The organism is Pontibacter ruber, assembly GCF_023630205.1.
Lineage (GTDB): Bacteria > Bacteroidota > Bacteroidia > Cytophagales > Hymenobacteraceae > Pontibacter > Pontibacter ruber.
This window is the reverse complement of record NZ_JALPRR010000002.1, coordinates 200326-226198: the sequence shown is the minus strand read 5'-3', so window position 1 is coordinate 226198 and position 25873 is coordinate 200326. Positions and strand designations below refer to the sequence as shown.

Annotated in this window: 20 protein-coding genes; 18 read left to right on the top strand and 2 right to left on the bottom strand. The window is 50.2% G+C overall.

All coding sequences use genetic code 11. The features are described 5' to 3' along the window. Positions 1 to 4: 4 nt before the first annotated feature. The 7 genes from MJ611_RS07795 (at position 5) to MJ611_RS07765 (ending at position 8095) form a co-directional block, all read left to right on the top strand. Complete coding sequence (locus MJ611_RS07795) at positions 5 to 1471, top strand: TolC family protein (RefSeq protein ID WP_250429107.1); 1467 nt, start codon at positions 5 to 7, stop codon at positions 1469 to 1471. A gap of 276 nt (positions 1472 to 1747) precedes the next feature. After that, the gene (locus MJ611_RS07790; RefSeq protein WP_250429106.1) at positions 1748 to 2452 is read left to right on the top strand and encodes an ABC transporter ATP-binding protein; all 705 of its coding nucleotides are present in this window, start codon (positions 1748 to 1750) and stop codon (positions 2450 to 2452) included. 2 nt (positions 2453 to 2454) lie between these two features. After that, positions 2455 to 3696 (top strand): ABC transporter permease, encoded by a 1242-nt coding sequence (locus MJ611_RS07785; protein ID WP_250429105.1) that lies wholly within the window; start codon positions 2455 to 2457, stop codon positions 3694 to 3696. Beyond that, the gene (locus MJ611_RS07780) at positions 3693 to 4874 is read left to right on the top strand and encodes an ABC transporter permease (protein WP_250429104.1); all 1182 of its coding nucleotides are present in this window, start codon (positions 3693 to 3695) and stop codon (positions 4872 to 4874) included. Before MJ611_RS07785 ends, MJ611_RS07780 begins: the two co-directional genes overlap by 4 nt. Positions 4875 to 4931: 57 nt before the next feature. Next, the gene (locus MJ611_RS07775; RefSeq protein ID WP_250429103.1) at positions 4932 to 6311 is read left to right on the top strand and encodes a sigma-54-dependent transcriptional regulator; all 1380 of its coding nucleotides are present in this window, start codon (positions 4932 to 4934) and stop codon (positions 6309 to 6311) included. Further along, positions 6295 to 7596 carry a sensor histidine kinase gene (locus tag MJ611_RS07770; protein ID WP_250429102.1) on the top strand — a complete coding sequence of 434 codons (1302 nt, stop codon included), beginning with the start codon at positions 6295 to 6297 and terminating at the stop codon, positions 7594 to 7596. The genes MJ611_RS07775 and MJ611_RS07770 overlap by 17 nt, the downstream gene beginning before the upstream one ends. Before the next feature lie 283 nt (positions 7597 to 7879). Further along, positions 7880 to 8095: a hypothetical protein gene (locus tag MJ611_RS07765; protein WP_250429101.1), complete on the top strand. Its 216-nt coding sequence runs from the start codon at positions 7880 to 7882 to the stop codon at positions 8093 to 8095. Between the two features lie 18 nt (positions 8096 to 8113). Here the strand turns inward: MJ611_RS07765 and MJ611_RS07760 are convergent, their stop codons facing one another. Further along, the gene (locus tag MJ611_RS07760; protein ID WP_250429100.1) at positions 8114 to 8251 is read right to left on the bottom strand and encodes a hypothetical protein; all 138 of its coding nucleotides are present in this window, start codon (positions 8249 to 8251) and stop codon (positions 8114 to 8116) included. A gap of 152 nt (positions 8252 to 8403) precedes the next feature. Between MJ611_RS07760 and MJ611_RS07755 the strand changes: the two genes are divergently transcribed. After that, positions 8404 to 9051, top strand: coding sequence for a class I SAM-dependent methyltransferase (locus MJ611_RS07755; RefSeq protein WP_250429099.1), 648 nt, complete (start codon positions 8404 to 8406; stop codon positions 9049 to 9051). A gap of 62 nt (positions 9052 to 9113) precedes the next feature. On the opposite strand, the gene MJ611_RS07750 is transcribed toward MJ611_RS07755, so the two are convergent. Next, positions 9114 to 10109 carry a polysaccharide deacetylase family protein gene (locus MJ611_RS07750; RefSeq protein ID WP_250429098.1) on the bottom strand — a complete coding sequence of 332 codons (996 nt, stop codon included), beginning with the start codon at positions 10107 to 10109 and terminating at the stop codon, positions 9114 to 9116. 415 nt (positions 10110 to 10524) lie between these two features. On the opposite strand from MJ611_RS07750, the gene MJ611_RS07745 reads away from it, so the two are divergent. The 10 genes from MJ611_RS07745 (at position 10525) to MJ611_RS07700 (ending at position 25800) form a co-directional block, all read left to right on the top strand. After that, a complete protein-coding gene (locus MJ611_RS07745; RefSeq protein WP_250429097.1) occupies positions 10525 to 11298 on the top strand; it encodes a polysaccharide biosynthesis/export family protein in 774 nt (257 codons plus the stop codon). Positions 11299 to 11302: 4 nt separating this feature from the next. Continuing rightward, positions 11303 to 13678 (top strand): polysaccharide biosynthesis tyrosine autokinase, encoded by a 2376-nt coding sequence (locus MJ611_RS07740; protein ID WP_250429096.1) that lies wholly within the window; start codon positions 11303 to 11305, stop codon positions 13676 to 13678. 107 nt (positions 13679 to 13785) lie between these two features. Next, positions 13786 to 15312 carry a lipopolysaccharide biosynthesis protein gene (locus MJ611_RS07735; RefSeq protein ID WP_250429095.1) on the top strand — a complete coding sequence of 509 codons (1527 nt, stop codon included), beginning with the start codon at positions 13786 to 13788 and terminating at the stop codon, positions 15310 to 15312. A gap of 45 nt (positions 15313 to 15357) precedes the next feature. Continuing rightward, positions 15358 to 16602, top strand: coding sequence for a glycosyltransferase family 4 protein (locus tag MJ611_RS07730; RefSeq protein WP_250429094.1), 1245 nt, complete (start codon positions 15358 to 15360; stop codon positions 16600 to 16602). Positions 16603 to 16618: 16 nt separating this feature from the next. Next, positions 16619 to 17917, top strand: a complete 1299-nt coding sequence (locus tag MJ611_RS07725) for an O-antigen ligase family protein (protein ID WP_250429093.1) — start codon at positions 16619 to 16621, stop codon at positions 17915 to 17917. Positions 17918 to 17977: 60 nt separating this feature from the next. Continuing rightward, positions 17978 to 18913, top strand: a complete 936-nt coding sequence (locus MJ611_RS07720) for a nucleotide-diphospho-sugar transferase (protein WP_250429092.1) — start codon at positions 17978 to 17980, stop codon at positions 18911 to 18913. Between the two features lie 11 nt (positions 18914 to 18924). Then, complete coding sequence (locus tag MJ611_RS07715) at positions 18925 to 20172, top strand: glycosyltransferase family 4 protein (RefSeq protein WP_250429091.1); 1248 nt, start codon at positions 18925 to 18927, stop codon at positions 20170 to 20172. A 12-nt stretch (positions 20173 to 20184) separates the two neighbouring features. After that, positions 20185 to 21024, top strand: a complete 840-nt coding sequence (locus MJ611_RS07710; RefSeq protein WP_250429090.1) for a glycosyltransferase family 2 protein — start codon at positions 20185 to 20187, stop codon at positions 21022 to 21024. A gap of 6 nt (positions 21025 to 21030) precedes the next feature. Then, positions 21031 to 22305: a glycosyl hydrolase gene (locus tag MJ611_RS07705; protein WP_250429089.1), complete on the top strand. Its 1275-nt coding sequence runs from the start codon at positions 21031 to 21033 to the stop codon at positions 22303 to 22305. A 735-nt stretch (positions 22306 to 23040) separates the two neighbouring features. Continuing rightward, complete coding sequence (locus tag MJ611_RS07700) at positions 23041 to 25800, top strand: PA14 domain-containing protein (protein WP_250429088.1); 2760 nt, start codon at positions 23041 to 23043, stop codon at positions 25798 to 25800. The last annotated feature ends 73 nt before the right edge of the window (positions 25801 to 25873 follow it).

Sequence of the window (25873 nt, the reverse complement as noted above, 5' to 3'; positions counted from 1 at the left end):
TCTTATGTCTACTAAATTTTGTTTGTTGTTTGTGATACTGCTTCTGCCTTGCGTGCAGGGTATAGCACAGCCTGCCACGCGCCAATTAGGGCTGCAGGAAGTGATTGCCCTGGCGCAGGAGCAGTCGGCGGTAGCGCACCAGGTGGAGACCAGCCGCGAGAATAGCTACTGGCAGTGGCGCAGCTTCAAATCTGACTACAAACCGCAGCTAAAACTGGCAGGCATACTTCCTGATTTCAGCCGCACCATTAACCCGGTCACACAACCTGACGGCACTACCGAATTCAAACCGGTTTCGATTAACAACGCCGAACTGGGCTTGAGCATGAGCCAGGTGATCAGCGCTACGGGCGGTACCATCTTTGTAAACTCCGTGATGCAACGCTTCGACGATTTTAACAGCAACCAGACCCGCTACAACGGCAATCCGGCTATTATAGGTATAGAACAGCCTTTGTTTGCCTACAACGACCTGGCCTGGGCCAAAAAGATCGAGCCGCTCCGCTACCAGGAGTCGCAGCGCCAGTACCTGGAGGAGCGCGAAAAAATAGCCGTTACCGCCACTAAACTATACTTCGACCTGCTGCTGGCACAAACCAACCAAAGTATAGCCAGCAAGAACCTGGCAAACAACGATACCCTCTACCAGATCGCGGATGAGAAGTATAAGCTGGGCCGCCTCTCCAAAAACGACCTGCTGCAACTGCGCCTGGCAGTACTGAATGCCGAACTGGCCATGGCACAGGCCGCCCTCGATCAGCAAACCGCGGCCCTTGCCCTCAAAACATACATTGGCATGAAAGACACAGACCAACTCCAGCTCAAAACTCCTGAAGAAGTACCGGCAACGATCGTTACGCCTGATATAGCCCTAGCTGAAGCCAGGAAGAACCGCAAAGAAGACATCAATTTCAGAAGAAGGCTATTAGAAGCAGAGAGTGAAGTGGCAAAAGCAAAAGGCGACAATGGTTTAAACGCTAACTTGTTCGCCACCTTCGGCCTTACCGACCGCGGTTCTAACTTCACTGATATCTACAGAACCCCTGATAACCAGCAACGGGCACGCCTGGGCTTCAGCATGCCGATCATGGACTGGGGGCGCCAACGCTCGATCTATAAAGTAGCTGAAATGAACCGCCAGTTGGTACAGTACACCGTGGACCAGGACGAGGCTACCTTTGAGCAGGCCGTGCTGACGCAGGTCAACCAGTACAATACCCTGAAGGCCCGTATTACCACTACTGCCGAAGCCGACGCCATTGCCCAGGAGCGTTACGACATCGCCAAGAACACCTTCGTTATCGGGCGCATCAGCATCACCGATTTAAACATCGCCTTATCCGAAAAAGACCAGGCCCGCCGCGCCCACATCACCTCGCTCAGCGAGTTCTGGAAAGCACATTACAACCTACGCCAGCTCACCCTCTATGATTTTGAACAGCAGCAGGCGATTATGGCGAATTTTGAATGAGTGAATTTTGAATAACTGAATATACGAACCACCCCTGCCCCTCCTTAACCAAGGAGGGGAGCTTTGGACTACCACTTTTGACGGTGATGACTATAGCTAAAGAAAAAGCAATTAATGGAAAAGCACTTGAACAATGGAAGAAAGGAGAAAGAGTAAGAAAAAGCTCCCCTCCTTGGTTAAGGAGGGGCAGGGGTGGTTGGACCCGGTTTCGCAAACCAACAATTTAGCACTGCAGCAATCAACAATTAAAACAATATCAGAACCAAGTATAAAACTATGATCACGTTAAAGAACATCGAAAAAGTCTACCAGACAAAGTCCATCGAGACGGTAGCCTTGCACAACGTTAACCTTGAGATACCAAAGGGTGAGTTTGTGTCTATTATGGGACCATCGGGCTGCGGCAAATCTACACTGCTCAACATCATGGGCCTGCTCGATGAGCCTACCAATGGCCTGGTAGAGATCGACGGCACACCCATCAGCAACTACAGGGACAAACAACTGGCGCGCCTGCGCAACCAGAAGCTGGGGTTTGTGTTTCAGAGCTACCACCTCATCAACGACCTGAGCGTGCTCGACAACGTAGAGCTGCCCCTGCTCTACCGCAGCGGCACATCAGCGTCCGAGACCCGGAGACTAGCTCTGACCGCACTCGAGAAAGTAGGTCTCAGCGCCCGTACCAAGCACTTCCCCAGCCAGCTTTCCGGTGGACAGCGCCAGCGCGTGGCCATTGCACGCGCCCTGATCGGCCAGCCTGAAATCATACTGGCTGACGAACCTACCGGTAACCTCGACTCGGTAATGGGCGAAGAGATCATGAACATTCTGCTCAACCTGAACCGCATAGATGGTACCACCATCGTGATGGTAACGCACGACGAGAACATGGCCCACAAGACCGGGCGCCTCATCCGCTTCTTCGACGGACAGCAGGTATCTGATGCCAAAACAGCCACCTACAACTTTCAACAAGTATAGCCATGCTGAAGAATTACCTTAAAATAGCCTTGAAGGTGCTCTTGCGGCGCAAGTTCTTTACCTTCATCAGCCTCTTCGGCATCAGCTTTACCTTGATGGTGCTGATGGTGGCCACTTCTCTTTTTGACCATACTTTCGGGCCGCAGATGCCAGAGCGCGAAACAGATAAGCTGCTTTTTGTAAATATGATGCGGGAGCAGGTAAAGGAGGGGTATAACAGCAGCAGTCCGCTCAGCTATCACTTCTTTGACCGCCACATACGCCCCCTGAAGACACCGGAAATGGTATCGGTAAACTCTATGTTTTTCCAGGTGAACAGCTACATCAATAACCGCAAGCTGGCGCTCGATATCAAGTATACCGACCGGGAATTCTGGGACATCTTGGACTTTAACTTCCTGGAGGGAAATGCTTTCACGCAGCAGGACGTGCAGAGTGCCAGCCGAGTAGCTGTGATCAACGAGAATACCCGCCAGCAGTATTTTGGAGAAGCGCAGGCCATCGGGCAATACATTGTAGTAGACCAGGTGAAGTATAAAGTGGTAGGCGTAGTCGAAAACGTACCGGTGCTGCGCGTTCAATCTTATGCCGACGTGTGGGTACCCATTTCGCTTAAAAGCCAGGAGTTTAGTAAACCCGGTCTGAGAGGCACTTACTTTGCCACCATCAAAGCACGGCAGGCTGCGGACATACCTAAAATAAAAGCGGAGTATGCGGCTATGATGCAGGAAGTAGAACGCCAGCAACCGGAGAAAGGCACCAAACTCTTCTCCTTCCCGGACACTTTTCTGGAGAGCATTGCCCGCACCTTTTTAGGCAATGGAAAAGAACCCGGTGTTGGTATACTGTACGGTATACTGGCTGGCCTGGCATTTCTGTTCATGCTGTTGCCTACCATCAACCTGGTCAACATCAACATCAGCCGCATCATGGAGCGCACCTCTGAGATCGGGGTACGCAAAGCGTTCGGCGCCACTTCTTCCACCATCATCGGGCAGTTCATCATTGAGAATATTTTCCTGACGCTGCTGGGTGGTTTGCTAGGCTTTGTGCTGTCAGCGCTGGTGCTGTGGTATATCAACAACAGCGGCATCATTGTGTATGCAGACCTGGGGCTCAACTTGCGCGTGTTCGCGATCGGCCTGCTGCTTTGCCTTGTTTTTGGTTTGATTTCCGGAGTATTCCCGGCTTATAAAATGTCACGCTTACATGCCGTAGAGGCGCTGAAAGGAGGTTCGAAATGATACGCCATCTGTTTAAACTGATCTGGAACCGGAAGAAGAGCAACTTCCTGCTGATCACTGAAATTTTCATTTGCTTCCTGGTGCTGTTTGGGGTGCTCAGCCTGGTGGTGTACAATGTGCGCAACTATACCAAACCGCTTGGTTTTGAGCATGAAAATGTGTGGCTGCTCACCATGCGGCCCTCTACCGACTCCTCCGCCCTCAACCACCAGAACCTGGAGCAGGTGCTGCAGCGGCTGCACGCTTTCCCGGAAATAGAGCATGTTTCCCTTTCCAGCAGCAATGCCCCTTTTGCTTTTAGCCAGATGAACAATAACCTGTCTTATGGCAATGTAAAAGATCTGATGGCAGACTTTTATGAAGTAGAGGATGATTATGATGAAGTGATGCAGCTGCAGGTGCGTGAAGGCCGTTGGTTTGCACCGCAGGACAATGCCTCTCACCACGAGCCCATCGTGATCAACAAGGCGCTCCAACAGCAACTGTTTGGCGAAGAGGACGCACTGGGTAAAGTTATTCCTGTAAATGACTCCACAAACTACCAGGTGGTAGGCATCACAGACTATTTCCGTGCCGGCAGTGAGTTCGCCGCCGAAGGACCGGCCTTCTTTACCCGCATTAACCTGCAAAAGAACCCCAATTCTTTCTGGAATGAAGTGCTGATCCGGGTAAAACCAGGCACAGGTATAGACTTTGAAGAAAAAATGGTAAAGCAGCTTTCAGCAATCGGCAAGGACTGGGCTATGGAAGTATCCACGCTGGAGAAAATGCGCCAGAACAAAGCCAAACTTACCCTGGTACCGATGATTGCGCTGGGTCTTGTGTGTGCTTTCCTGATCCTGAATGTGGCCCTTGGGCTGTTCGGGGTGCTGTGGTACAACATCAACAGTCGCCACGGCGAGATAGGCCTGCGCCGGGCGTTGGGTGCCGCCTCCGGTCAGATTTACCGGCAGTTCATAGGCGAGGTGCTGGTGCTGGCAACGTTAGGCCTGCTGCTGGGCGTGGTGTTTGCCGTGCAACTTCCCTTGCTACAGGTATTCGAAATAGAATCGGTGGTGTACACGATTGCTATAGTGGGTGCTGTCGCAATCATCTACCTGCTTACGGTAATTTGTGCCTTCTACCCTAGCCGGCAGGCCGCTGCCATCCATCCGGCCGTTGCCCTGCACGAAGAGTAATAGCAATTTATACTTAAAAAATTTATCTTTATACCTGATTTAGCAGCTCCAGATTTCATGATCCTGATTATAGACGATGACAGTGCCGTTCGTGCCTCGCTCAGCATATTGCTGAAACAGCATGGCTTCAAGACCAAAGAAGCAGCCTCGCCCAAAGAGGCGCTTGAGCTGGCGCAGCAGCATTCGTTCGAACTGGTGATCATGGACATGAACTTCTCCATCGACACCACAGGCCATGACGGGCTGCAGCTGCTGGGCCAGTTCAAGCAACGGATGCCACAGGTGCCGGTTATCCTCATCACGGGCTGGGGCTCTATCAGCCTGGCCGTGGAAGGAATGCGCCTGGGTGCCGCCGACTTTATTACCAAGCCCTGGAGCAATGAGTACCTGCTGCAGTCGGTGCGTACGGCCCTGAGCCTGTCGCAGCAACCTACAGCCAGCGAGGTAAACCTGACGCGCAAAAAGCTGGATCTGCAATATAACTTTGGCAACATTGTAGGGCAAGACGCTCACTTGCTGCAGATCTTAAAGAGGATTGGCCAGATCGCTCCGACCGACGCCTCGGTACTGATCGAAGGCGAAAGCGGTACGGGTAAGGAACTGATCGCGGAGGCTGTTCACCGCAACAGCCTCCGCAAATCCCAGCCATTTATAAAAGTAAACCTGGGCGGCATTTCTTCCAGCCTGTTTGAGAGCGAAATGTTTGGACACAAACGCGGTGCCTTTACCGATGCCAAAGCCGACCGCGTGGGCCGCTTCGAGATGGCCAACAAGGGTACTATTTTCCTCGATGAGATCGGCGAGCTGGACATGAACAGCCAGGTAAAGCTGCTGCGCGTGCTGCAGGACCGCACCTACGAGGTATTAGGCGACAGCCGTTCCCGAAAACTGGACATCCGGGTGGTGTGCGCCACCAACCGCAATCTGGAGCAGATGGTAGAGGAAGGTAAATTCCGCGAAGACCTGTTCTACCGCATCAACCTGATCAAAGTACGGCTGCCTGCCCTGCGCGAGCGCCCCGACGACATTCCGCTGTTGGTGCAGTTCTTTGTAAACAACCTGAAGCAGACGTACCACCGTCCGGAGCTGGAAGTGAGCCCGAAGGCTTTGCAGTGGCTGAAGGAATTGCCTTTTCCGGGTAACATCCGCGAGCTGAAGAACCTGGTGGAGCGAACCGTATTGGTAGCAGAAAACGAAGTGCTGATACCGGAAGACTTCCAGGGGCAGGCGCAGAAAGGCATCGTAAAAGCCGGCGACAAAACCCTGCCAGCCGTTGGCGCCATGACGCTCGACGAAATGGAAGCATCGATGATCCGGAAATCCATGGCCTACTACCACAACAATATCAGCAAAGTGGCCCGGGCACTGGGCGTAAGCCGTGCCGCCCTGTACCGTCGCCTCGATAAATTCGGCATCCCGTATGAGTCTCAGGACTAAGTTCATTCTTTTTGCGGTGGTGGTACACGGGTTGCTGGCTGCCATGGCCTACTTCCTGCTGCAGCAGAACAAGATCCTGTTCCTGGGCATGGAGTTGCTGGTGCTTGGCTCCATTATCATAACGGTGCAACTGTACAGTGCATTTTTCAAACCGCTCAACCTGATACGGGCAGGTATAGAGTCCATCCGCGACAAGGATTTCTCGACCAAGTTTGTGCGCGTGGGGCAGCCGGAGCTCGACGAGTTGGTGGATGTATACAACCGCATGATAGACCAACTGCGGCAGGAACGGGTGGCGCAGGCCGAGAAACATTATTTACTCGAGAAGATAACCCAGGCCTCCCCTGCCGGCATCATCCTGCTGGACTTCGACAACTACATCGCAAGTATAAACCCGGCTGCCGAGCGTTACCTGAACCTGCCTGCAAAAGAGCTGACCGGTAAACCACTGGCTGCCCTGCCTGACGCCTGGGCACAGGAGCTGACCCAGGTGCAGACAGGGCAACCGCATACCTTCCGGATGAACGGCATCCGCACTTACCGCGCCCATCGCGCCCAGTTTATAGATCGCGGCTTTCAACGCTATTTTATACTTATAGAAGAGCTAACGGAAGCCATCATCAAAAACGAACGGCAGGCTTACGAGAAGGTGATCCGGATGATGTCGCATGAAGTGAACAATTCAACAGGCGCCATCAACTCCATACTTGACTCGGTACAATACTATACCCCGCAGATAGACGAGGAACACCGCGAGGACTTTACCTATGCCCTGCAGGTAGCCATCGACCGCAACAAAAACCTGAGCAGGTTTATGGCCAACTTTGCCGATGTGGTACGCCTGCCCGCTCCGAACAAGAAGCCAGTAAATGTGCAGGACCTGCTGCAACGGCTCGAGCGCCTGATGCAGTCGCAACTGGAGCTTCGCCACATTTCCTTTTGTCTCAAAGCACCAGCTGAACCCCTACTTATACCTATGGACGAACAGCAGATGGAACAGGCCCTGCTTAACATTCTCAAAAATGCCATGGAAGCTGTAAAGCAGGATGGCCATATTTGGGTGGAGTTGCAGCAGCAGCCTTTACAGCTTATTATAACAGATGATGGAGAAGGCATACCCGAGCATGTGCGCCCACAGCTTTTCACCCCGTTTTTCAGCACCAAAGAGACCGGGCAAGGTATAGGATTAACGATGATCCGCGAAATACTTTTAAGTCATGGTTATACTTTCTCGCTGGAAACAAACCAAAAAGGCCTCACCTTATTTACTATCAACCTGTTATAATTTATACTTTATTCCAAGTCAGGTATAAAGGCATATTGGAGCAGGCAATTACTTCAAACAAAGTTATTGCTGATCTAAGTCTGGATGCGTTCTTTAAATTTTCATATAGTCCTTACCTGCGTTTGCCAGATAAATCTCAATAAAAGGCGCTTTAAATTGAACAATTGTAAGGCATTGCTAAAATTTTTTAGGAATGTAAACCAACAGCAAAAAAATTCGTAGCGCGACGATACAACCTATGTTATAAGCTAGTATATTGTCTCTATAGTTAGTAATAAGTACGATGGAATACAATATTATCGTTGCCTCTGATCTGGAGGCTCTGGCAACAGAGGTTGCCATTTTTCTACCTAAAGGATGGAGACTGAAAGGTGGTATACTGGAACACTCAGAAGGATTTGCACAGCAACTTGTGCGTAAGCCTTCTGATAGCCTGCGCATGCTGAAACAGCAGCCTGTAGTAAGACAAACTCAGAGAAGAACCAAGTGGATTGAATAATATTGCTTGTTTCAACCTTTAGCCAAAGGTGAGCCACTCCCAGCACCATCGCATGGTTACGGGGGTGGCTCTTTTCTTTTTCGGGATCTCTCCTCCAGGGTCATCACCTGTTATTCCCCACAAGTTAAAATAGTACGACTCTTCCGATTGCTGCATCACTGCAGGGGTTGGCTCAAACTGCTATCACGTTACACGTTTATTCTTTAGGTATATCGATATCAACCTAAAAAAGTAATAACCCTGTAAATGATATAGAGTATAGCTTATACCCACTTGTACTTCTTTTTTCATGTTAAAAGTACTCGAATATGATGCAAGCTTCTATAAACCAACTTCAAAACCCACCTGCTGATATCAGTGCTCTGATCAGAAGGCAGCTGATCATGCCAGTAAAGCGATGGCTTTTGCTGCATTATTACATCGATACCAGCTACTTTACCAGGCAGCCTGACCGCGTCTGGCTTGAAAAACAGCTTTTGCCAAAATTAAGACGCATTAAACAGGGAAGAATACTGATGGTAGGATGCGCTCCGTATACCTGCGATTATCCCAAACATTTTAACAAAGGTGTAGAAATAATCACGGTTGATATTGATGAACGAAACGACATCTGGGGAGCAGACAAACACCTGACGGCCGATATCCTTAAAATTGACCAGTACCTGGAACCTGCAAGCTGCGACATTGTGCTGCTAAACGGTGTGTTTGGCCATGGCGTAGACGCAAAAGAGGCGCAGGAAGCTACTTATAACGTGCTTCATCGCATCATGAAGCCGGATGGGTTGCTGCTTGTTGGCTGGAACCACGACCTAATCCAGGACCCGACCGGCTTACCAACATGCGAGCGTTTATACTACAAGGATTCCTACGAGAACCTGCCACAACGCATGACCTTTGCAGAGTCCACCCATATCTTCGATTTCCTGCGGGCCAGGCCCGTCATGACGGTAGCCTAGTATAAAAAGAGGGCCTCTGCCAACAGCAGAGGCCCTCTTTTTATACTAGTGATTGTACTTGTTTACACTTTAGCAGAAGGCTTCAGCTTGTGGTAGATACCGCGCATGCTGTCCAGCAGGTGGTAATCAGAACGGTAGAAGTCGCACTGGCCCTGCAGGTCTTCTGTTCCCCAGATGGTAAACCGGTTCAGCGTAAGCATGGTTTTCGGGTCGCTGAGGCTCGGGTAGGCATTTTTGGCATGATTGGTTGTGATGCCCAGCACAATCCCCTCCTCCTGCGTAGCCCTCAACACATCTTCGTTGTACTCGCCGCACGGGTAGGCTATACTTGCAGGCCGGTAGCCTATCATATCTTCCAGTATATCCTGTGCCTGGGCGATCTGCTCCCGCATACCTGCTGAAGTATAATTTGTCAGCACGGCGTGGTCGCAGGTATGGTTGCCGATGTACACGAGCGGGTGCTCCGAAAACGTGCGCAGTTCTGCAGACGTAAGCGGCCGGTCCGTATCACTTACCGGTTTCAGGCAATGCTCACCGTAGGTGCGGATCAGGTGTTTGTCAACTTCTTCATCGGTCAGTGTGAGCAGGTGCGCTTTTTCTTCCAGGATGGCTTCATCGGAGCGGCCTGCCTTTTTCCCTTCGCGGTATACCACATCCCACCAGAAAGCTTTTCCTTTCAGCACATGGTTGGCCGAAATAAAGAACAAGGCCGGCACCTGGAACTCTTCCATAACAGGAAGCGCCCTGAGGTTGTTGTAGTAGCCGTCATCGAAGGTGATCAGAATAGATTTCTTGTCCGGGTCCAGGCCTTTGAGTACGTCCGTAGGCGAAACAAAAGTATACCCCTTCTCCAGGTGGTACTCCACAAAGCGGCGGAAAACGTCTACTGTTACCTGTTGTTGCGGGTCTGCCAGGTTCAGGGCCAGTTCCTCCTTGTTTTGGAAGAGGGCATGAAATAAAAAGCTAGTAAAGGCATTCTGCTCTTTAAATGCCGATAACATAAAAGGCGCCAGCAGCACGTCTACCTGGTGTATTGCCTTTCGTATAGATGTTTTCATTCAATAACAAAGTATAAAGACAGGGTGCGCCGCCCGAAGGCAGGCGTGTGTGTAACATTGCACGGCTACTTATACTTACAGCCCGACCCGTTGGTTGCTGCTCTTAAAGCAAAACGGCTTCAGTTCTATACTCTCCCAACTTTTACATACCCGTTTTTAATGCAATTTTTTATTTTGAGCCTGTGGTAAGTTCCTCATTATAAACCGCCTCTGTTTGCTCACAGGGGAATACCTGCATTAAATTTTAAGAATATTATTTCAAATCAGAATCTTTTTCCGGACCTCCAAGTATATATGGTGAAATTAGTTTATAGCTATTCCTATTACTATATAAAGGAAAAAGTAAAATTTAGGACAAAAACACAATCCACCAAAGACCAGCTTCGGTCTGACTTACCACCCTTAACCAGAGAACATGAGAAAGCTACTCTACTTTCTAATAATCATTATTAGCGCCACATCCTGTATGTCTAAAAGAGAGTTGGTCTACCTCCAGAACAGAAACTTTAAAGACCAGGTACCTACTCAGATCACCAATACGTACAAATCCTATACGCTACAGCCAAACGATGTTCTGTCGGTGAAGGTGCAGAGTGTGCAGCCTGAAATGTCGAACATCTTTAACATCATTGATCCCGCAAATGCCTTTGGTATCTCCGATCCGGGCAGCATGTACCTGAGCGGTTATTCTGTCGATCAGGAAGGAAATATTACACTTCCGACCGTGGGCAAACTGAAAGTTGCCGGCATGACCACTGCCCAGACGCAGGACCTCATCCAGCGCAACCTCGACAAGTATGTGAGCAATGCCACTGTTATTGTGAAGCTGATCAGTTTCCGGATCAGTGTACTGGGCGAAGTGCGTAACCCTGGCCATTTTTTCGTGTATAACGAGCGTGCCAACCTTCTGGAAGGCCTTAGTTTGGCCGGCGACCTGACCACTGGTGGCAGCCGACAGAACGTAAAGCTGATACGTCAGAAACCGGAAGGCTCTGAAGTGGTGCTACTGGACCTTACCGATCCCAAAATCGTACAATCTCCTTACTACTACCTGATGCCTGGAGACGTACTATATGTAGAGCCATCAAAAAAACAGGTAAGGAGAGACAACCTGGTTGGCTTAAGCGTGGCTACTGTGGCGTTAACAGCCATCTCGACAGCTGTATTACTATTAAATTATTTCGAATAAGATAATGAAAAAGCAAAATAAAGAGCATGAGATAGACATCAAGAGCTGGTTGTTCAAGTTTCGGTCCAAATGGTACCTTTTCCTGGCATTCTCATTGATCTCCTTAGCTGCTGCTTATGTATATGTAAAAAGCTCTAACCGTGTCTACGAATTCAGTGCTACACTTTTATTAGGCGACCAGCATACCGGCTCCAAAAAAGCGCAGGAACTGCTGAACCTGCTGGAAGGCTCCCAGCCAAAAGGTATTAAGGTAGAGGACGAGATCGGCCTGCTGATGTCCGCAGACATGGTAAAGAAAGCGTTGCAGAACGTTGACTTCTCTGTATCATACTACCGTGTGAACGACCATTGGCTGAACAAGGCAACCGACCTGATCGTGGAGGAGCAGTATAAAAGTGCCCCCTACATCGTGAAGCTGGACACTTCCCATCAGCAGCTGGTAGATGCCCCCTTTGAGATACGCATCCTCCCGGACAACAAGTATGAGCTGACGCTGAAAGCAAAAGATGTAGCCCGCTACAACTTTAAAAACCACACCACGCTGGAGTACCTGCCGGAGATGGAGTTTAAGAAAGTGCTGGAGTTTGGCAAGCCATACCAGGACAAGTACATGAGCTTTACACTGGAGCGCGCAAAGGAATTTGATGAGACCCCAGCGAAAAAGTTCTACTTTGTAATCAACAGCATGGACAGCCAGGTAGGCCAGCAACAGTCTTCTTTGTGGGTACAGCCTTTGCAGCGTGAATCGAGGGTACTGGCACTATCGAGCAAGGGCAGCATACCCGAAAAGCAGATCCTGTTCCTCAACGCCCTGATGGATGCCTATGTAGCCAACGACCTGGAAGAAAAGAACCAGAACGGACGCAAGACACTGGATTTTATCGACAAGCAGATTGCCACACTGACCGACTCGCTGAAGCAGAGTAAGCAGGCGCTGTCCTCTTACCGCTCGGCTAACAGGATCTCAGATATTGGCATGCAGTCCAACATCAGCTTTGAGAAGCTCTCGCAACTGGAAGCGGAGAAGTCTAAAATCAGCACCGATAGAATATACTATGAAAACATCCTGGACCAGATCCAGAACGGCAGCGAGCTGACTCAGGCAGTATCACCGACTGTGGCCGGCATTCAAAACCCGATCCTGAACAGCCTGTTCCTGGAATTGTCGGAGCTGAACAAGCAAAAGGCAGGGTATAAAGTGAATGCTACGTCAGACAACCCGATGCTGCAGGTGCTGGAAGGAAAGATCAACAGCACACGCAATGCCATTGTAGCAAACCTGAAAAACCAGATCCGTTCGTCTGATATTTCGCTGCAGGATGTAGACAGAAGAATTGCCCGTATAGAAGGCGATCTGGCCAAACAACCGGAACAGGAACGCCGCCTGACCGACCTGCAGAGCCAATCTGAATTTATCGACAAGAAATACTCGTTCCTGCTCGAGAAACGTGCTGACGCCGCTATCGCGCTGGCTACCAACACCACCGACAAAAAAGTGGTGGACCGTGCTACCCTGAGCAGCGCCGGCCCAGTTAACGTGAAGCCAAACATGATCTACATGCTGGCGCTCATCATCGGCCTGATCATTCCGGCTGCCATGATCGTGCTGATGGACAAGGCAGACGATACCATCAAAGGCAAGAGCGATCTGGCTACCATTACCAAGATCCCGTTCCTGGGTGTGATTGCGCACGGCAGCAAATCAGATAAGCTGGCTGTGAAGAACAACCCTCGCTCGGCCATAGCCGAATCTTTCCGGTCTGTTCGTATCAACCTGCAGTACCTGATGGCGGAGTCGAACTTCAAGGTAATTGGTATAACCTCGTCTATTTCCGGGGAAGGCAAAACGTTTACTTCTGTCAACCTCAGCAGCGAGCTGGCCATGTCTGGCAAACGCACGGTGCTCATCGAATCGGATATGCGCAAGCCTACGTTCGGCAAGTATTTTAACACGCACAACGCTGCCGGCCTCTCCTCTTACCTGACACAGGGGCTGCCGCTTGATGAGGTGATCCAGAAAACAGAGATCGAGAACCTGGACGTGATTTCCTGCGGCCCGATTCCGGATAATGCCATCCAGTTGCTGGAGCTCTCTAAGATGACCGAACTGATCGAAAGGCTGAAGCAGGAGTACGATTACGTGGTGATCGATACACCGCCGATCGGCTTTGTATCCGAGTACTTTATTTTGATGAAGCACATGGATACAAACATCTATGTAGTGAAGCACAAGTATACCACCAAAGACCTCCTTGACCAGGTAAACGAGCTATACTTGTCCAGAAAGATCAAGAACATTTACATGGTGATCAACGACCTGGACTACAGCAATACATACGAGTATGGCTACAAGAAAAAGGCAAGCTATTACTATGTATAACTTGGCTGCACAAGGCCATTTCAATAAAATTTATAAAGAGAATACCGGTACAGGCCATGCTATGGTCTGTACCGGTTTCCTGAACAATATCATACAGAGCAGAGGGGATGAGTAAAGATTTAGCTTCGAAGGCAGTAAACGGACTTAAGTGGGGAACGGCCGCAACCATTGCAAACGCGGTCATGCAGATCGGCTATACTTCCGTAATGGCGAGGCTGCTGGCTCCGGAAGCTTTTGGTTTGGTAGCGATATCGGCCGTTATCGTGCGCTTCGGATACTATTTTGCCAACCTGGGTCTGAATAAGGCAGTGGTCCAGAAAGAAGACCTAACCCAGGAACACATCCGGGCAGCTTTCACCTCCTCGTTTCTGCTTGGCCTTTTCTTTACAGTACTGACCTGGCTACTGGGCCCATATGCGGCACAGCTTTTCAAAAACCCGGAGGCTGCACCGGTGGTGCAGGTAATGGGCCTGGCCTTTCTGATCAGCGGCGCCTCTGCCACTGCCTCCAGCCTGCTGGAGCGCAACATGCAGTTCAAGGTCATCAGCATTTTAGAAACAGCCTCGTACGTGGTGTCTTACCTGGGCATTGGCGTTCTTTTGGCTTACCTGGACTATGGCGTATGGAGCCTGGTGCTGGCATCGCTGGCGCAGTTGGCACTGGTATCTATCGGTTCGTATGCCGTGGTGCGGCACAACATTGTGCTAATCTTTAAATGGGAAGCATATAGATCGCTTCTGGAGTATGGCAGCAAGATGTCGGTTATCAGCTTCCTTGAGTTCCTGAGCTCCGAGCTGCCTACGATCCTGATCGGCCGCACACTGGGCTCGCACAAGCTGGGTATCTACAACCGGGCCTACATGCTGGTAAACCTGCCCATGTACATGCTCACCCGTACCCTTGTTAAAGTGGTGTTTCCTTCTTTCAGTAAAATGCAGTCCGATAACGAGCGGCTTGGTAAGGTGTACCTTTCGAGCATCACGCTGCTGGCTGCCGTGGTTATACCCGTGTGCCTGGGCCTGATGGTGGCTGCTCCCGAGGTTATTTACCTGTTGCTCGGCCCGCAGTGGACCGAGTCGGTACCGGTACTGCAGGTGCTTTGCCTGGCCATTCCGCTGAGCTTTATTACCATGTTTGCAGGTATTGTCTGCGATGCCAAAGCCGTTCTTAACATGAAGATCCTGCTGAACGTATCATTCATACTCATTATCATCGGGTTCTTTTACCTGATGCGTGACTATGGCCTGATTGGTTTTGCCCTGGCTGTCTTTATGGGAGAACTGGTACGCATTGTTTTATACCAGCGGGTGATGAACCGGGTGCTGGATCTTTCGTACCGACAACAGATATCGATTTATCTGCCGGGCATTATCAACGGGTTGGTCATCGCCCTTGGCATTTACCTGGTCAGCTCGTTGCTACGCGGTGCCGACATGCCGTTCTGGCTGATCCTGGGTGCACAAATGGTAACAGGGGCTGTTATGCTGCTTATACTCACGTTGCTCTTCCCGCACAAGCTACTGAAGGTAGAGCTGCAACTTATGCTGGAAAAGCTCGGTATTTCAGGAGGAGCCGATACGTTTTACAACAGAATTATAAGCAAGTACAGGAACTACATCGTAAAAGGAGCCTGAAACCAGCTCATGCATAATTCTTCTTAAAATATTAAAGAGACCAAGATGATAATAGGAGTTAGCGGGCCGGTAGATCTAAGACTACTCGAGTGGGATCTGAAAGAAACTAATTTACCCGCAACCAATGCGTTTCCACTTACCTCCCATTTTATAAACGGCCTGCTACGCCGTGGCTATAAAGTTATTGCCTATACCAACTCCACAGAGCTTGAAGAGCCACTGGTGCTGGAGAGCGGTAACCTGAAAGTATGCGTAGGCAGACAAAGACCTCAACCAGGCCGCCGCTTTTTCAACTTCGAAATAGAAGACCTCAAAAACTTGATGCTGGCCCACCCGGCTGACTTTATCAGTGCATTCTGGACCTACGAATTTGCCTGGGCAGCCCTGAAAACCGGCATACCCACAGCTGTAAGTATACACGACAATGCCCATAAGATCCTGTTTCAGCAACCGGACATGTTCCGGTTTGTCCGCTGGATCATGAATAAGATCGTGCTGAAAAAAGCAGATCACCTGATGGCCAACTCTGCTTATACGTACAGCCTACTTGGCAGAAAACAAAAAGCAAAAGCCGTTACCATCAACAACTTCTACGCCAGCGACCTGGAGAGCAGCCTAAACCGGAATGCAGAAAAGGGCAATTATATTGTGTCGGCTATTCAGGGCTTTACCAAGCGTAAAAACGTGCACGGCGCGCTCTTTGCGTTCGCTAAGTTGCGGGAGCGCTACCCTGATCTAGAATACCACCTGGTAGGTCTGGAGATGGAAGAGAACGGGCTGGCGCACCAGTTCGCCCGCAAGCACAACCTGGATGCCGGCGTGCGATTTATCGGTGTATTGCCTTTTAACGAAGTATTCCAGCACATAGCGGGCGCCAAGGTATTGCTGCACCCCTCCTATGAAGAATCGTTTGGAATGGCCGTGCTGGAAGCAATGGTAGCAGGTACGCCTGTTGTAGGAGGCAAGAACAGCGGCTTTGTACCACACCTGCTCAACTACGGCAAAGCCGGTCTGCTCTGCGACATCAAATCGCCTGATTCCATGGCCGGTTCTGTAGCCAAGCTGCTTTCCGACAGGTCGCTGCGGGAAGAAATCGTACAGAATGCCCGAACACACGCCCAGTCTAACTTTTCGGAACCGGTAGTGATAGACAAGCACCTGGCCTTTTACAGCAAGATCTTGGGCAAAGAACTAGAGCCATCACCTGTTTCAGCAGCGCCCACCCGTGTTAACATCACCGGAACATCCTGGTCGCTAATGGCGTACGTATCGTCTTTGCTGATACCATAGGTATACAAGCTAACCCATGAAACTAAAGTATAATTTTCTTTTCGCCATTCCGCTTATCCTGTTTTTTGTAACAGATAACATGTTTACGGAGCTTGCCGCACCCCACAACCTGGAGGCGCAGGGAGCCCTGAACAACATGATGGTAAAAGCGCTGGCCGGTATTTCTTTTCTTTACAGTGCGGTATACTTCATGCGCATGTCGCCGCCCATGCGTATTGCTTTCTTTTTTACAACCCTGTATGTGCTGGGGATGGTGTTTGAGTCATACTACAAGTATAATACCCCGATGGTATACCCGCACGTGTTTCTGAAGGTACTCCTGCTGTATTACTCCTTTGCGATTTATACTTACTACAAAGGATCGTTTTACGTCGAGTTCTCGCACATTGCATGGTTTGCTTTGATCGGCTTCTGGCTGAATGTACTCATCGTAAATCCGCATACGTTGAGCGTATCGTCCTTCACCAACCACGAGCGGGGCGTGCACTCCACATCCGTTTACATGCTGGTGCTGCCGTTTTTATACTTCCTGAGCAACTACTTTTTTAAAGGAAAGCTCATGAGCCTGCTGCTGGCCTTTTTTGTGCTGGTTACCATTTTCTTTTTCCAGCACCGCACCGTCTGGATCTCGACTGCCGTGGTGCTCGTTATTTATTACCTGCTTTTCAAGTTCAAGACCAACACTCCGCTTGACCTTAGTAAAATACTGCCCATTATTACCGTATTGGTGATTGCCGGCCTGGCGAGCAGTGCCTTTATTTTTTCGATTCACCCGGAGATCATCGAAAAGATCCAGGAGAGTTTTTCGGATATGGAGAACTTCGATTCGCAAGGTACAGGCGGATGGCGCTACAAGCAATGGCTCTCGTACCTGCCTTTTATCCAGGAGAACTTTTTCTTTGGCATGCGCTTCGAAGGATTTGAGCTGCCGATCCAATTTTACCGCGAAGACCTGGATAAACCTGTATTTGAAGACGGGCATGGTCACTTCTTCCACAGCTTTTACGTAGACGTACTTTTCTATACTGGTTTGGCTGGCCTGGTGCTTTATTGCCTGCAGGCGGTGTATGCCACCGTAAACGGCCTGCGCAAAAAGAGCCTGACAGTAAACCAGATCATGCTGCTTTCTTTTATCATGAGCGGTTTTATTTTCGGTATCTCCTATGTGCTGCCGGTGTTTTTCTATGCCGTACTTGGCTGGGCCATTGCAACCCTGGAAGTAGACAAGGTGGAGCGCTCGAACTTCCTGGTGGAGGCTGCACATCGTAGAAAATACAGGCTTCAGGCGCTCCGAAACAATTTAATTATTCCTTAGGTATAACCTGCTCCTCAGATTAACAGTACTATATACCAAACGTGCTATTTACCCTTTGCTATGCAATTTTCTAATTCTCAGGACCCTTTGCACACTCCGGTGTTGCTGATCATATTTAACCGACCACACACCACCCAACAGGTATTTAACCGCATAAGAGAAGTAAAACCCAAGCGCCTGTACGTGGCTGCCGACGGCCCGCGCCCGCATGTAGAAACCGATGCCGAGCGCTGTGCTGAAACACGCAGGATCGTAGAGCAGGTAGACTGGGATTGCGAAGTGAAAACGCTGTTCCATGAGCAGAACCTGCGCTGCGGTGTTGCTCCTTCCAGGGCCATTAGCTGGCTGTTCGAAAACGAAGAAACAGGCATTATACTTGAAGACGACTGCCTGCCATCGAAGAGCTTCTTCTGGTTTTGCCAGGAGCTGCTGGAGAAGTATAAACAGGATACCCGTGTGATGCACATCAGCGGCAACAACTACCTGCACGGCTGGCGCAAGGACAATGACTACTCCTACTACTTCTCTGACAAGATGAACAGCTGGGGCTGGGCCACCTGGCGCAGAGCCTGGCAGCTCTACGACTACAACATGCCCTCTTACCCGGAGCTCAAACAAAAAGGCTACTTGGAAGACCTGTTTTTGAACAAGCTGGAAGCAGCCTACCGCCTGAGCAAGATGGACGAGACCTACGCCAACATCCAGAAAGGCGACGTGTGGGATTACCAGTGGGAGTTCACCGTTTTCAGCAACTCAGGCCTGTGCATTGTACCGGAAGTAAACTTGGTGCGCAACATTGGCTTTGGTACCGATGCCACCCATACGTTCAACCTGCACGATAAGAAGGCACAGATAGAAGAACAGGAGATACAGTTTCCGCTACGCCACCCGCGCTTTGTTATCCGCGACATAGAGTCTGACAAAAAGCACTTCAACTACATGATGCGCGATAAGGTAAGTGCTAAAATCAAGAACCTATTCAGCTTCAGTTTATAGTATACTTCCCCATGATGAAATTACTTTTATCGGCTTATGCCTGCGAACCGCACCGTGGCTCCGAGCCCGGCAACGGCTGGAACTGGGCCGTAAGCACCGCCCGCATGGGATATGAGGTATGGTGCCTCACCACCGTGGAGGGCAAAGAGAAAATTGAGCAGGAAGTAGAAAAGCTGGGCCTGACCAACCTGCACATGGTGTTTGTAGCCGTGCCTAAGTGGGTGGATGATGTATACAAATACCAACCGGGTGTGTACCTGCACTACATGGTATGGCAGCAAAATGCCTATAAAGCGGCCAAAGAGCTGGACAAGCAGGTAAATTTTGACCTGGTGCACCACGTAACACTAGGCAGCCTGCAGATGAGTACGGCCCTCTGGCGCCTGAACAAGCCGCTGATCTTCGGCCCGACCGGCGGCGGACAGGAAGCACCGCGCGCCTTCAAAAGCTATTTCTACCGCTGGTGGAAAATGGAGCTGTTCCGCACCGGCGTGAGCAAGCTGCTGCAGGCCTTTAACCCGAATGTAAAGAAGGCCATGCGCCACGCTTCGCTCGTGCTTACCACCAACGAAGACACCTATAACATGGCCCGTGCCAACGGGGCACTGAATGCCAAGATGTTCCTGGACACCAGCTTGCCCGAGGAGTTTTACCCGGAAGTATACCCGGTAAGGCCACCTGCACAGGAGCTGAAAATACTGTGGGTAGGTCGACTGTTTGCCCGCAAAGGATTGCCGCTGGTAATGGAAGCACTCGGCCGCGTACGGCCGGATGTGAAGTTCAAGCTGACCATACTGGGCGAAGGACCCATGAATGAGTTCGTGCCGCAGTGGATCAAACAGTGTAACCTGGAAGAAAAAGTAGAATGGAAAGGACAGGTGCCGTGGCAGGAGGTGAAACAAGCCTACACCGAAAGCGACCTGTTCATGTTCTGCAGCCTCCGCGACTCTTCTGCTGCCCAGTTTCTGGAAGCCATGGCGTATGGTCTGCCCATCATCACCCTGGACCTGCACGGCGGTAAAAACCTGGTACCGGACAATGCCGGCATCAAAGTGCCTGTCACCACGCCGGAGCAAACGGTAAAAGCACTGGCTACGGCCGTAGAGCAACTTTACGATAACCCGGCGCTGCGCGAAGAGATGGGCCGCCAGGGCTATACCTTCTCCAAAACGCAAACCTGGACCCTAAAAACACAACATATTGCAGGCTTTTACAGTAAGTTTAGCCAGCCTGCTGCTATGGAAATCGTTCATCCTTAAGCATTACCCAACATGATTTATATAGTTATACCCGTATTCAACCGAAAACACTTTACCAAAGCCTGCCTGCTTTCGCTGCGCAAGCAAACCAACCAGAATTATAAAGCTATTGTAGTAGACGACGGCTCTACCGACGGCACCGCTGATATGCTGCGCGAAGAATTTCCGGAAGTAGACGTGCTGTTCGGCGACGGCAACCTGTTCTGGACAGCCAGCGTGAACGAAGGCATCAAGCATGCCCTGAAACTGGGAGCTGAACTCGTGATGACCTTGAACAACGACGTAGAAACAGCGCCTGATTTTATCGAGAATGCCTACAAATGGGCTAAGGTGAAACCGGAAGCAGTTATCGGTGCCCTGGAAATGGACGCGGAAACACGCGAGCCGATCTACGGCGGCGAGATCATTGATTTCAAGCTGAACAAGGTACGCCACATGCTGCAGGAACTGCCAAAAGAACAACAGCACGGCATCCACCGCGTGTCACAGTTGCCGGGCCGTGGCCTGCTGATCCCGCGCGTGGTGTTTGACAGGATTGGCTTGTTCGACCAGAACAACTTCCCGCACTACGTTGCCGACTACGATTTTACGCATACAGCCGCCCGCGCCGGGTTTGAGCTCTACTGTAACTTCGATGCCAAGCTTTATACTTACCCCGAGGAGAGCGGCGAGCGCAAGAACCGCAAGAAAAAGAGCATCAAAAACTTCTATAACCACTTGTTCGACATCAAAGGTGGCGGCAACCTGCGCGACTTTACCCGCTTTACGCTGAAAAACTGTCCGAAGCCTTACATCCCGTATTACCTGGCCAACGGCTATGCCCGCAGGATCTTTGGGTATATCATACACTAAGTATACTTGACGAAGCAAAAGAAATACAAGCGACTTTATTTACTGCTGTTTACCATAGCCATACTTGCTGCCATTGCAGTAAGTATGGTTTACTTTTTTAAGCAGCCGCCTCTCCCCTCGCCTGCTGCTAAAGAAAGTATAAAGCAAGCAGGTCCTATACGTTACAGCGGTCCGTTGGTAATTACCAGGGGCGGCACCTACACAGGCAACTGGGAGTCGAGAGACTCGGAAGTACCGGCCGTGGAAGTGCGCACCTCCGAGCCGGTGGTGATCGTCAATTCCAACATCCGCGGAGCGGGTTACCTGATCAAGAGCTGGGGCTATGAAGCCAACATCACCGTACGCCACACCAACGGCTACGGCCTGACCCCTACTAGCTGGAACAGCTACATGAAGTCGCGCCGCTTCCTCACCGTGGACGTGTTCAAGAACGTAGTGGTGGAGAACTGCTACATGGAAGGCACAGCCGGCATCTCGGTAGCCGAAAGCTACCGCGGCAACGGCACTACTTCTGAAACCATCAAGATCCGCTACAACAAGGCCAAGAACATCGACGGCCGTGTACAAGGGGGCAAGGACCTGGTGCAGTTTGTGCAGTTCAACTTCAAAGGCGCCATCCGCCACGTAGAGGTAGCCTGGAACCAGATCATCAACGAGCCGGGCAACTCGGCCGTAGAAGACAACATCAACATCTATAACACGCGTGGTACGTCGGATTCTCCCATCAAGATCCACAACAACTACATCCAGGGGGCTTTCCCGGTGCCAGCTACCTCTTCTACCTATTCCGGTGGTGGCATCATAACGGACGGTGACGGCGACATCAACGTGTGCCCAGCCTATGTAGAAGCGTTCGAAAACCACCTGGTGGGCCTTGGTAACTATGGCGTCGGCATTGCCGGTGGTAATAACATCGAGATTTATGAAAACCGGGTAATTGTAGCTGCCGTGTTTGAGGATAACAAGGCATATCCATTCTGGACCAGCGGCATCTGGGCCCGGGATTTCTACAAGAAGAACGCGACCTTCAACAACCGTATCTACCGGAACACGCTTGCAGTTACAGGCCAGTCCGGCACCTGGCGCAACGAAATAGTAGACAGTACGGCTGTGTTTGCCCGTACTTTTTCTAACATTATACTTCCGGATAAGGCAACCAGAGAAACCGAGCGTAAAGAATTTCTGAAATGGCAGGAGAAACTGTCCATGCATGGGATCAGCCTTGGCCCGGCACCATCTAAGTACAAACAGAAGCACAATGCTTTATCAAGTCAGCTTTAAGTACATTGCTTTCCCCCTCGTTCCCTCCTATACTTTACTGCTTCATACTTTAGTTGAGTCATGTTCTGTTGTTAGTAGTAAAATATGGCTTTAAAGTGACGGAGTAATCCTGAGATCAGGAGCCTTGAACCTGCTGACGCTGTCAGGAACTCTGTGAATCAGGAAGACAACAGCAGCCTCATTATACAAATATTCATATTAATCTATATATAAACTCAACTGTTTAAAATTTGTAATTTACAAAGCACTCCTCTTGCGAACTCGCACCAAGCAAAAGCAAATTACCATATAAAAACTTTATATTATTATAAAATTTAAATGTGATTTTTCCTAAATATTACATTTTTTTGAAACCCTATATCAGCTCAAAAATTGCTATAGCATACACGTATGGCACTTTCAAGACCAACTAAAAGATATAAATATGTCAAGTACGTATAATTTTATAAAGATTTTTTAAAGGAAAGGTTAGTTTTTCTAAAATTTTCCTTACTATATTTGCAACAACTTATATATGAACATTTTAAAGATAGCCATCAAAACAGATATGTAAGCAAAGCAGCTTCAACCCTACTAAAAGTGATTGCGCCAACAGTCACAAAGGAACAGAAGCAAGAAGAGTATATTAGAATTTATTAATTTTTCAACTTTTAGCCAAAGAAGATGAATACAATTACCTCTTACACAAATAAGAGGGCAGGCAGGGTCTTGTCTGTTCTTTTACTTACCCTCATTGTGTATGCATTAACCCCGTTACAAATTTTTGCCCAGACCTATAGCGGTCCGTTGGTGATTACCAAGGGCGGCACCTACACAGGCAACTGGGAGTCGAGAGACTCGGAAGTACCGGCCGTGGACGTACGTACGTCTGAGCCGGTAGTCATTGTCAACTCCAACATCCGTGGGGCGGGTTACCTGATCAAATCCTGGGGCTATGAAGCCAACATCACCGTGCGCCACACCAACGGCTACGGCCTGACGCCTACTAGCTGGAACAGCTACATGAAGTCGCGCCGCTTCCTCACCGTGGACGTGTTCAAGAACGTAGTGGTAGAGAACTGCTACATGGAAGGCACAGCCGGCATTTCGGTAGCGGAAAGCTACCGCGGCAACGGCACCACTTCGGAAACCATCAAGATCCGCTACAACAAGGCCAAGAACATCGACGGCCGTGTACAAGGGGGCAAAGATTTGGTGCAGTTTGTGCAGTTCAACTTCAAAGGCGCCATCCGTCACGTAGAAGTTGCCTGGAACCAGATCATCAACGAGCCGGGCAACTCGGCCGTGGAAGACAACATCAACATCTACAACACGCGTGGTACCTCGGACTCACCGATCAAGATCCACAACAACTACATCCAGGGGGCTTTCCCCGTGCCGGCTACCTCTTCTACCTATTCCGGTGGCGGTATCATTACAGACGGTGACGGCGACATCAACGTGTGCCCAGCCTATGTAGAAGCATTCGAAAACCACCTGGTGGGCCTTGGTAACTACTCTATGGGCATGGCCGGTGGCAATAACCTGCGCTACCACCACAACCGCGCCGTTAACGCAGCCACTTTCCCGGACGGCAGCAAGTATGCCATGTATACTTCCGGTTACTGGAGCAACGACTACTATAAGCAGAACACTACGTTCGCAAACTCGATCGACAACAACGTAATGGGTATTGTAGCCTGGGGCTGGGATGATAACCGCAATGATATCTCGGTACAGGAATTTGCCAGCTTCACATCGAACACTGCGCTTCCAAACCCGATTACACGCCAGCATGAAGCAGACGAATTTACCCGCTGGAACCAGAAGCTTCAGCAGAATGGCATTGTATTAGGCCCTAATGGCTCTGCAACTGCTGTTGCAAATCAGGCTCCGGCTGTAACGTTAACATCTCCTTCAGCAGGTGCTACCTTTACACAAGGTGCTGCCGTAACACTTACCGCTTCTGCTACAGATGCTGATGGCAAAGTTGCAAGAGTTGAGTTCTTCCAGGGTACTACCAAATTAGGCGAAGCTACTGCAAGCCCTTACAGCTTTACCTGGAGCAACGTGCCGGCAGGCAGCTACAGCTTAACGGCAAAGGCAACTGACGACAAAGGTGCTACTAAAACTTCTGCAGCAGTGGGCATCAGTGTAACCGCTACTACAGCAACTGCACCAAGCCTTACAACCACAACAACCACTACAACAGGCACTGGCAAAATTACCCGCGACCTGTGGAGCAATGTAACAGGAGAAGGCATTGCTACCATCCCGGTAAACAACAACCCTACCAGCAGCACGCAGCTGACCTTGTTTGAAGCGCCAAGCGACTTTGCCGACAACTACGGCCAGCGTATCCGTGGCTACGTAACGGCTCCTGCAACAGGCGCTTATACTTTCTGGATCTCGGGTGACAACAGCGCCGAGCTGTACCTGAGTACGTCGGAAGATCCTGCCAAGAAAGTGAAGATCGCTTCGGTAAACGGCTGGACCAACCCGCGTGAGTGGGCCAAATATTCTACCCAGCAGTCGGTGAAGGTGAACCTGGAAGCAGGCAAGCGCTACTACATCGAGGCCCTGCAGAAAGAAGAAGAAGGCGGTGACAACCTGGCCGTGGGCTGGCAGCTGCCAAGCGGCACCTACGAGCGTCCGATCGCCGGAAACAGACTGTCTGTTATGGGCAGCACTGCAACGGTAGCAGTTACTGTACCAACTTATGTAATGGGCAAGATCACCCGCGACCTGTGGAGCAATGTAACAGGAGAAGGCATTGCTACCATCCCGGTGAGCAACAAACCAACCAGCACCAACGAGCTGACCTTATTTGAAGCACCAAGTGACTTTGCCGACAACTACGGCCAGCGTATCCGTGGCTACGTAACGGCTCCTGCAACAGGCGCTTATACTTTCTGGATCTCGGGTGACAACAGCGCCGAGCTGTACCTGAGTACGTCGGAAGATCCTGCCAAGAAAGTGAAGATCGCTTCGGTAAACGGCTGGACCAACCCGCGTGAGTGGGCCAAATATTCTACCCAGCAGTCGGTGAAGGTGAACCTGGAAGCAGGCAAGCGCTACTACATCGAGGCCCTGCAGAAAGAAGAAGAAGGTGGTGACAACCTGGCCGTAGGCTGGCAGTTGCCAAGCGGCGCCTATGAGCGTCCGATCGCTGGCAGCAGATTGTCTCCTTTCGAAGGAAGCATTTCAACACTCTCTGCTATGTCTGTATCAGAAGCAGAATACACCGAGCCGTTCTTTACCCAGGTATCAGCTTATCCAAATCCGTTCAAAGACGTGATCACGCTGAACTTCGGTACACAGGAAGTGAAGCTGCAGGAAGTAGTTATACTTGACCAGACCGGTAAAGTGATCTACACAGAGCGCAAAGACCTGGCCCTGGTAAACAACAAGCTGGAACTGAACCTGGCCAGCGCAGGACTAAAGGCTGGCTTGTACATCCTGAAGTACACCGATACCCAAGGAAAGAGCAGCAGCATCAAAATTATCAAGGAGTAAACATAATACTCCCCCTCCAAAAACAAAAAGGCCCGTGATCTCACGGGCCTTTTTGTTTTTATACTTCCTGCAA

Coding starts and splice junctions, on each gene's coding strand:
- MJ611_RS07775 (WP_250429103.1), top strand. CDS start 4,932: ATGATCCTGATTATAGACGATGACAGTGCCGTTCGTGCCTCGCTCAGC.
- MJ611_RS07765 (WP_250429101.1), top strand. CDS start 7,880: ATGGAATACAATATTATCGTTGCCTCTGATCTGGAGGCTCTGGCAACA.
- MJ611_RS07730 (WP_250429094.1), top strand. CDS start 15,358: ATGATAATAGGAGTTAGCGGGCCGGTAGATCTAAGACTACTCGAGTGG.
- MJ611_RS07790 (WP_250429106.1), top strand. CDS start 1,748: ATGATCACGTTAAAGAACATCGAAAAAGTCTACCAGACAAAGTCCATC.
- MJ611_RS07750 (WP_250429098.1), bottom strand. CDS start 10,109: ATGAAAACATCTATACGAAAGGCAATACACCAGGTAGACGTGCTGCTG.
- MJ611_RS07740 (WP_250429096.1), top strand. CDS start 11,303: ATGAAAAAGCAAAATAAAGAGCATGAGATAGACATCAAGAGCTGGTTG.
- MJ611_RS07710 (WP_250429090.1), top strand. CDS start 20,185: ATGATTTATATAGTTATACCCGTATTCAACCGAAAACACTTTACCAAA.
- MJ611_RS07770 (WP_250429102.1), top strand. CDS start 6,295: ATGAGTCTCAGGACTAAGTTCATTCTTTTTGCGGTGGTGGTACACGGG.
- MJ611_RS07755 (WP_250429099.1), top strand. CDS start 8,404: ATGATGCAAGCTTCTATAAACCAACTTCAAAACCCACCTGCTGATATC.
- MJ611_RS07785 (WP_250429105.1), top strand. CDS start 2,455: ATGCTGAAGAATTACCTTAAAATAGCCTTGAAGGTGCTCTTGCGGCGC.
- MJ611_RS07745 (WP_250429097.1), top strand. CDS start 10,525: ATGAGAAAGCTACTCTACTTTCTAATAATCATTATTAGCGCCACATCC.
- MJ611_RS07735 (WP_250429095.1), top strand. CDS start 13,786: ATGAGTAAAGATTTAGCTTCGAAGGCAGTAAACGGACTTAAGTGGGGA.
- MJ611_RS07715 (WP_250429091.1), top strand. CDS start 18,925: ATGATGAAATTACTTTTATCGGCTTATGCCTGCGAACCGCACCGTGGC.
- MJ611_RS07760 (WP_250429100.1), bottom strand. CDS start 8,251: ATGCAGCAATCGGAAGAGTCGTACTATTTTAACTTGTGGGGAATAACA.
- MJ611_RS07780 (WP_250429104.1), top strand. CDS start 3,693: ATGATACGCCATCTGTTTAAACTGATCTGGAACCGGAAGAAGAGCAAC.
- MJ611_RS07720 (WP_250429092.1), top strand. CDS start 17,978: ATGCAATTTTCTAATTCTCAGGACCCTTTGCACACTCCGGTGTTGCTG.
- MJ611_RS07725 (WP_250429093.1), top strand. CDS start 16,619: ATGAAACTAAAGTATAATTTTCTTTTCGCCATTCCGCTTATCCTGTTT.
- MJ611_RS07795 (WP_250429107.1), top strand. CDS start 5: ATGTCTACTAAATTTTGTTTGTTGTTTGTGATACTGCTTCTGCCTTGC.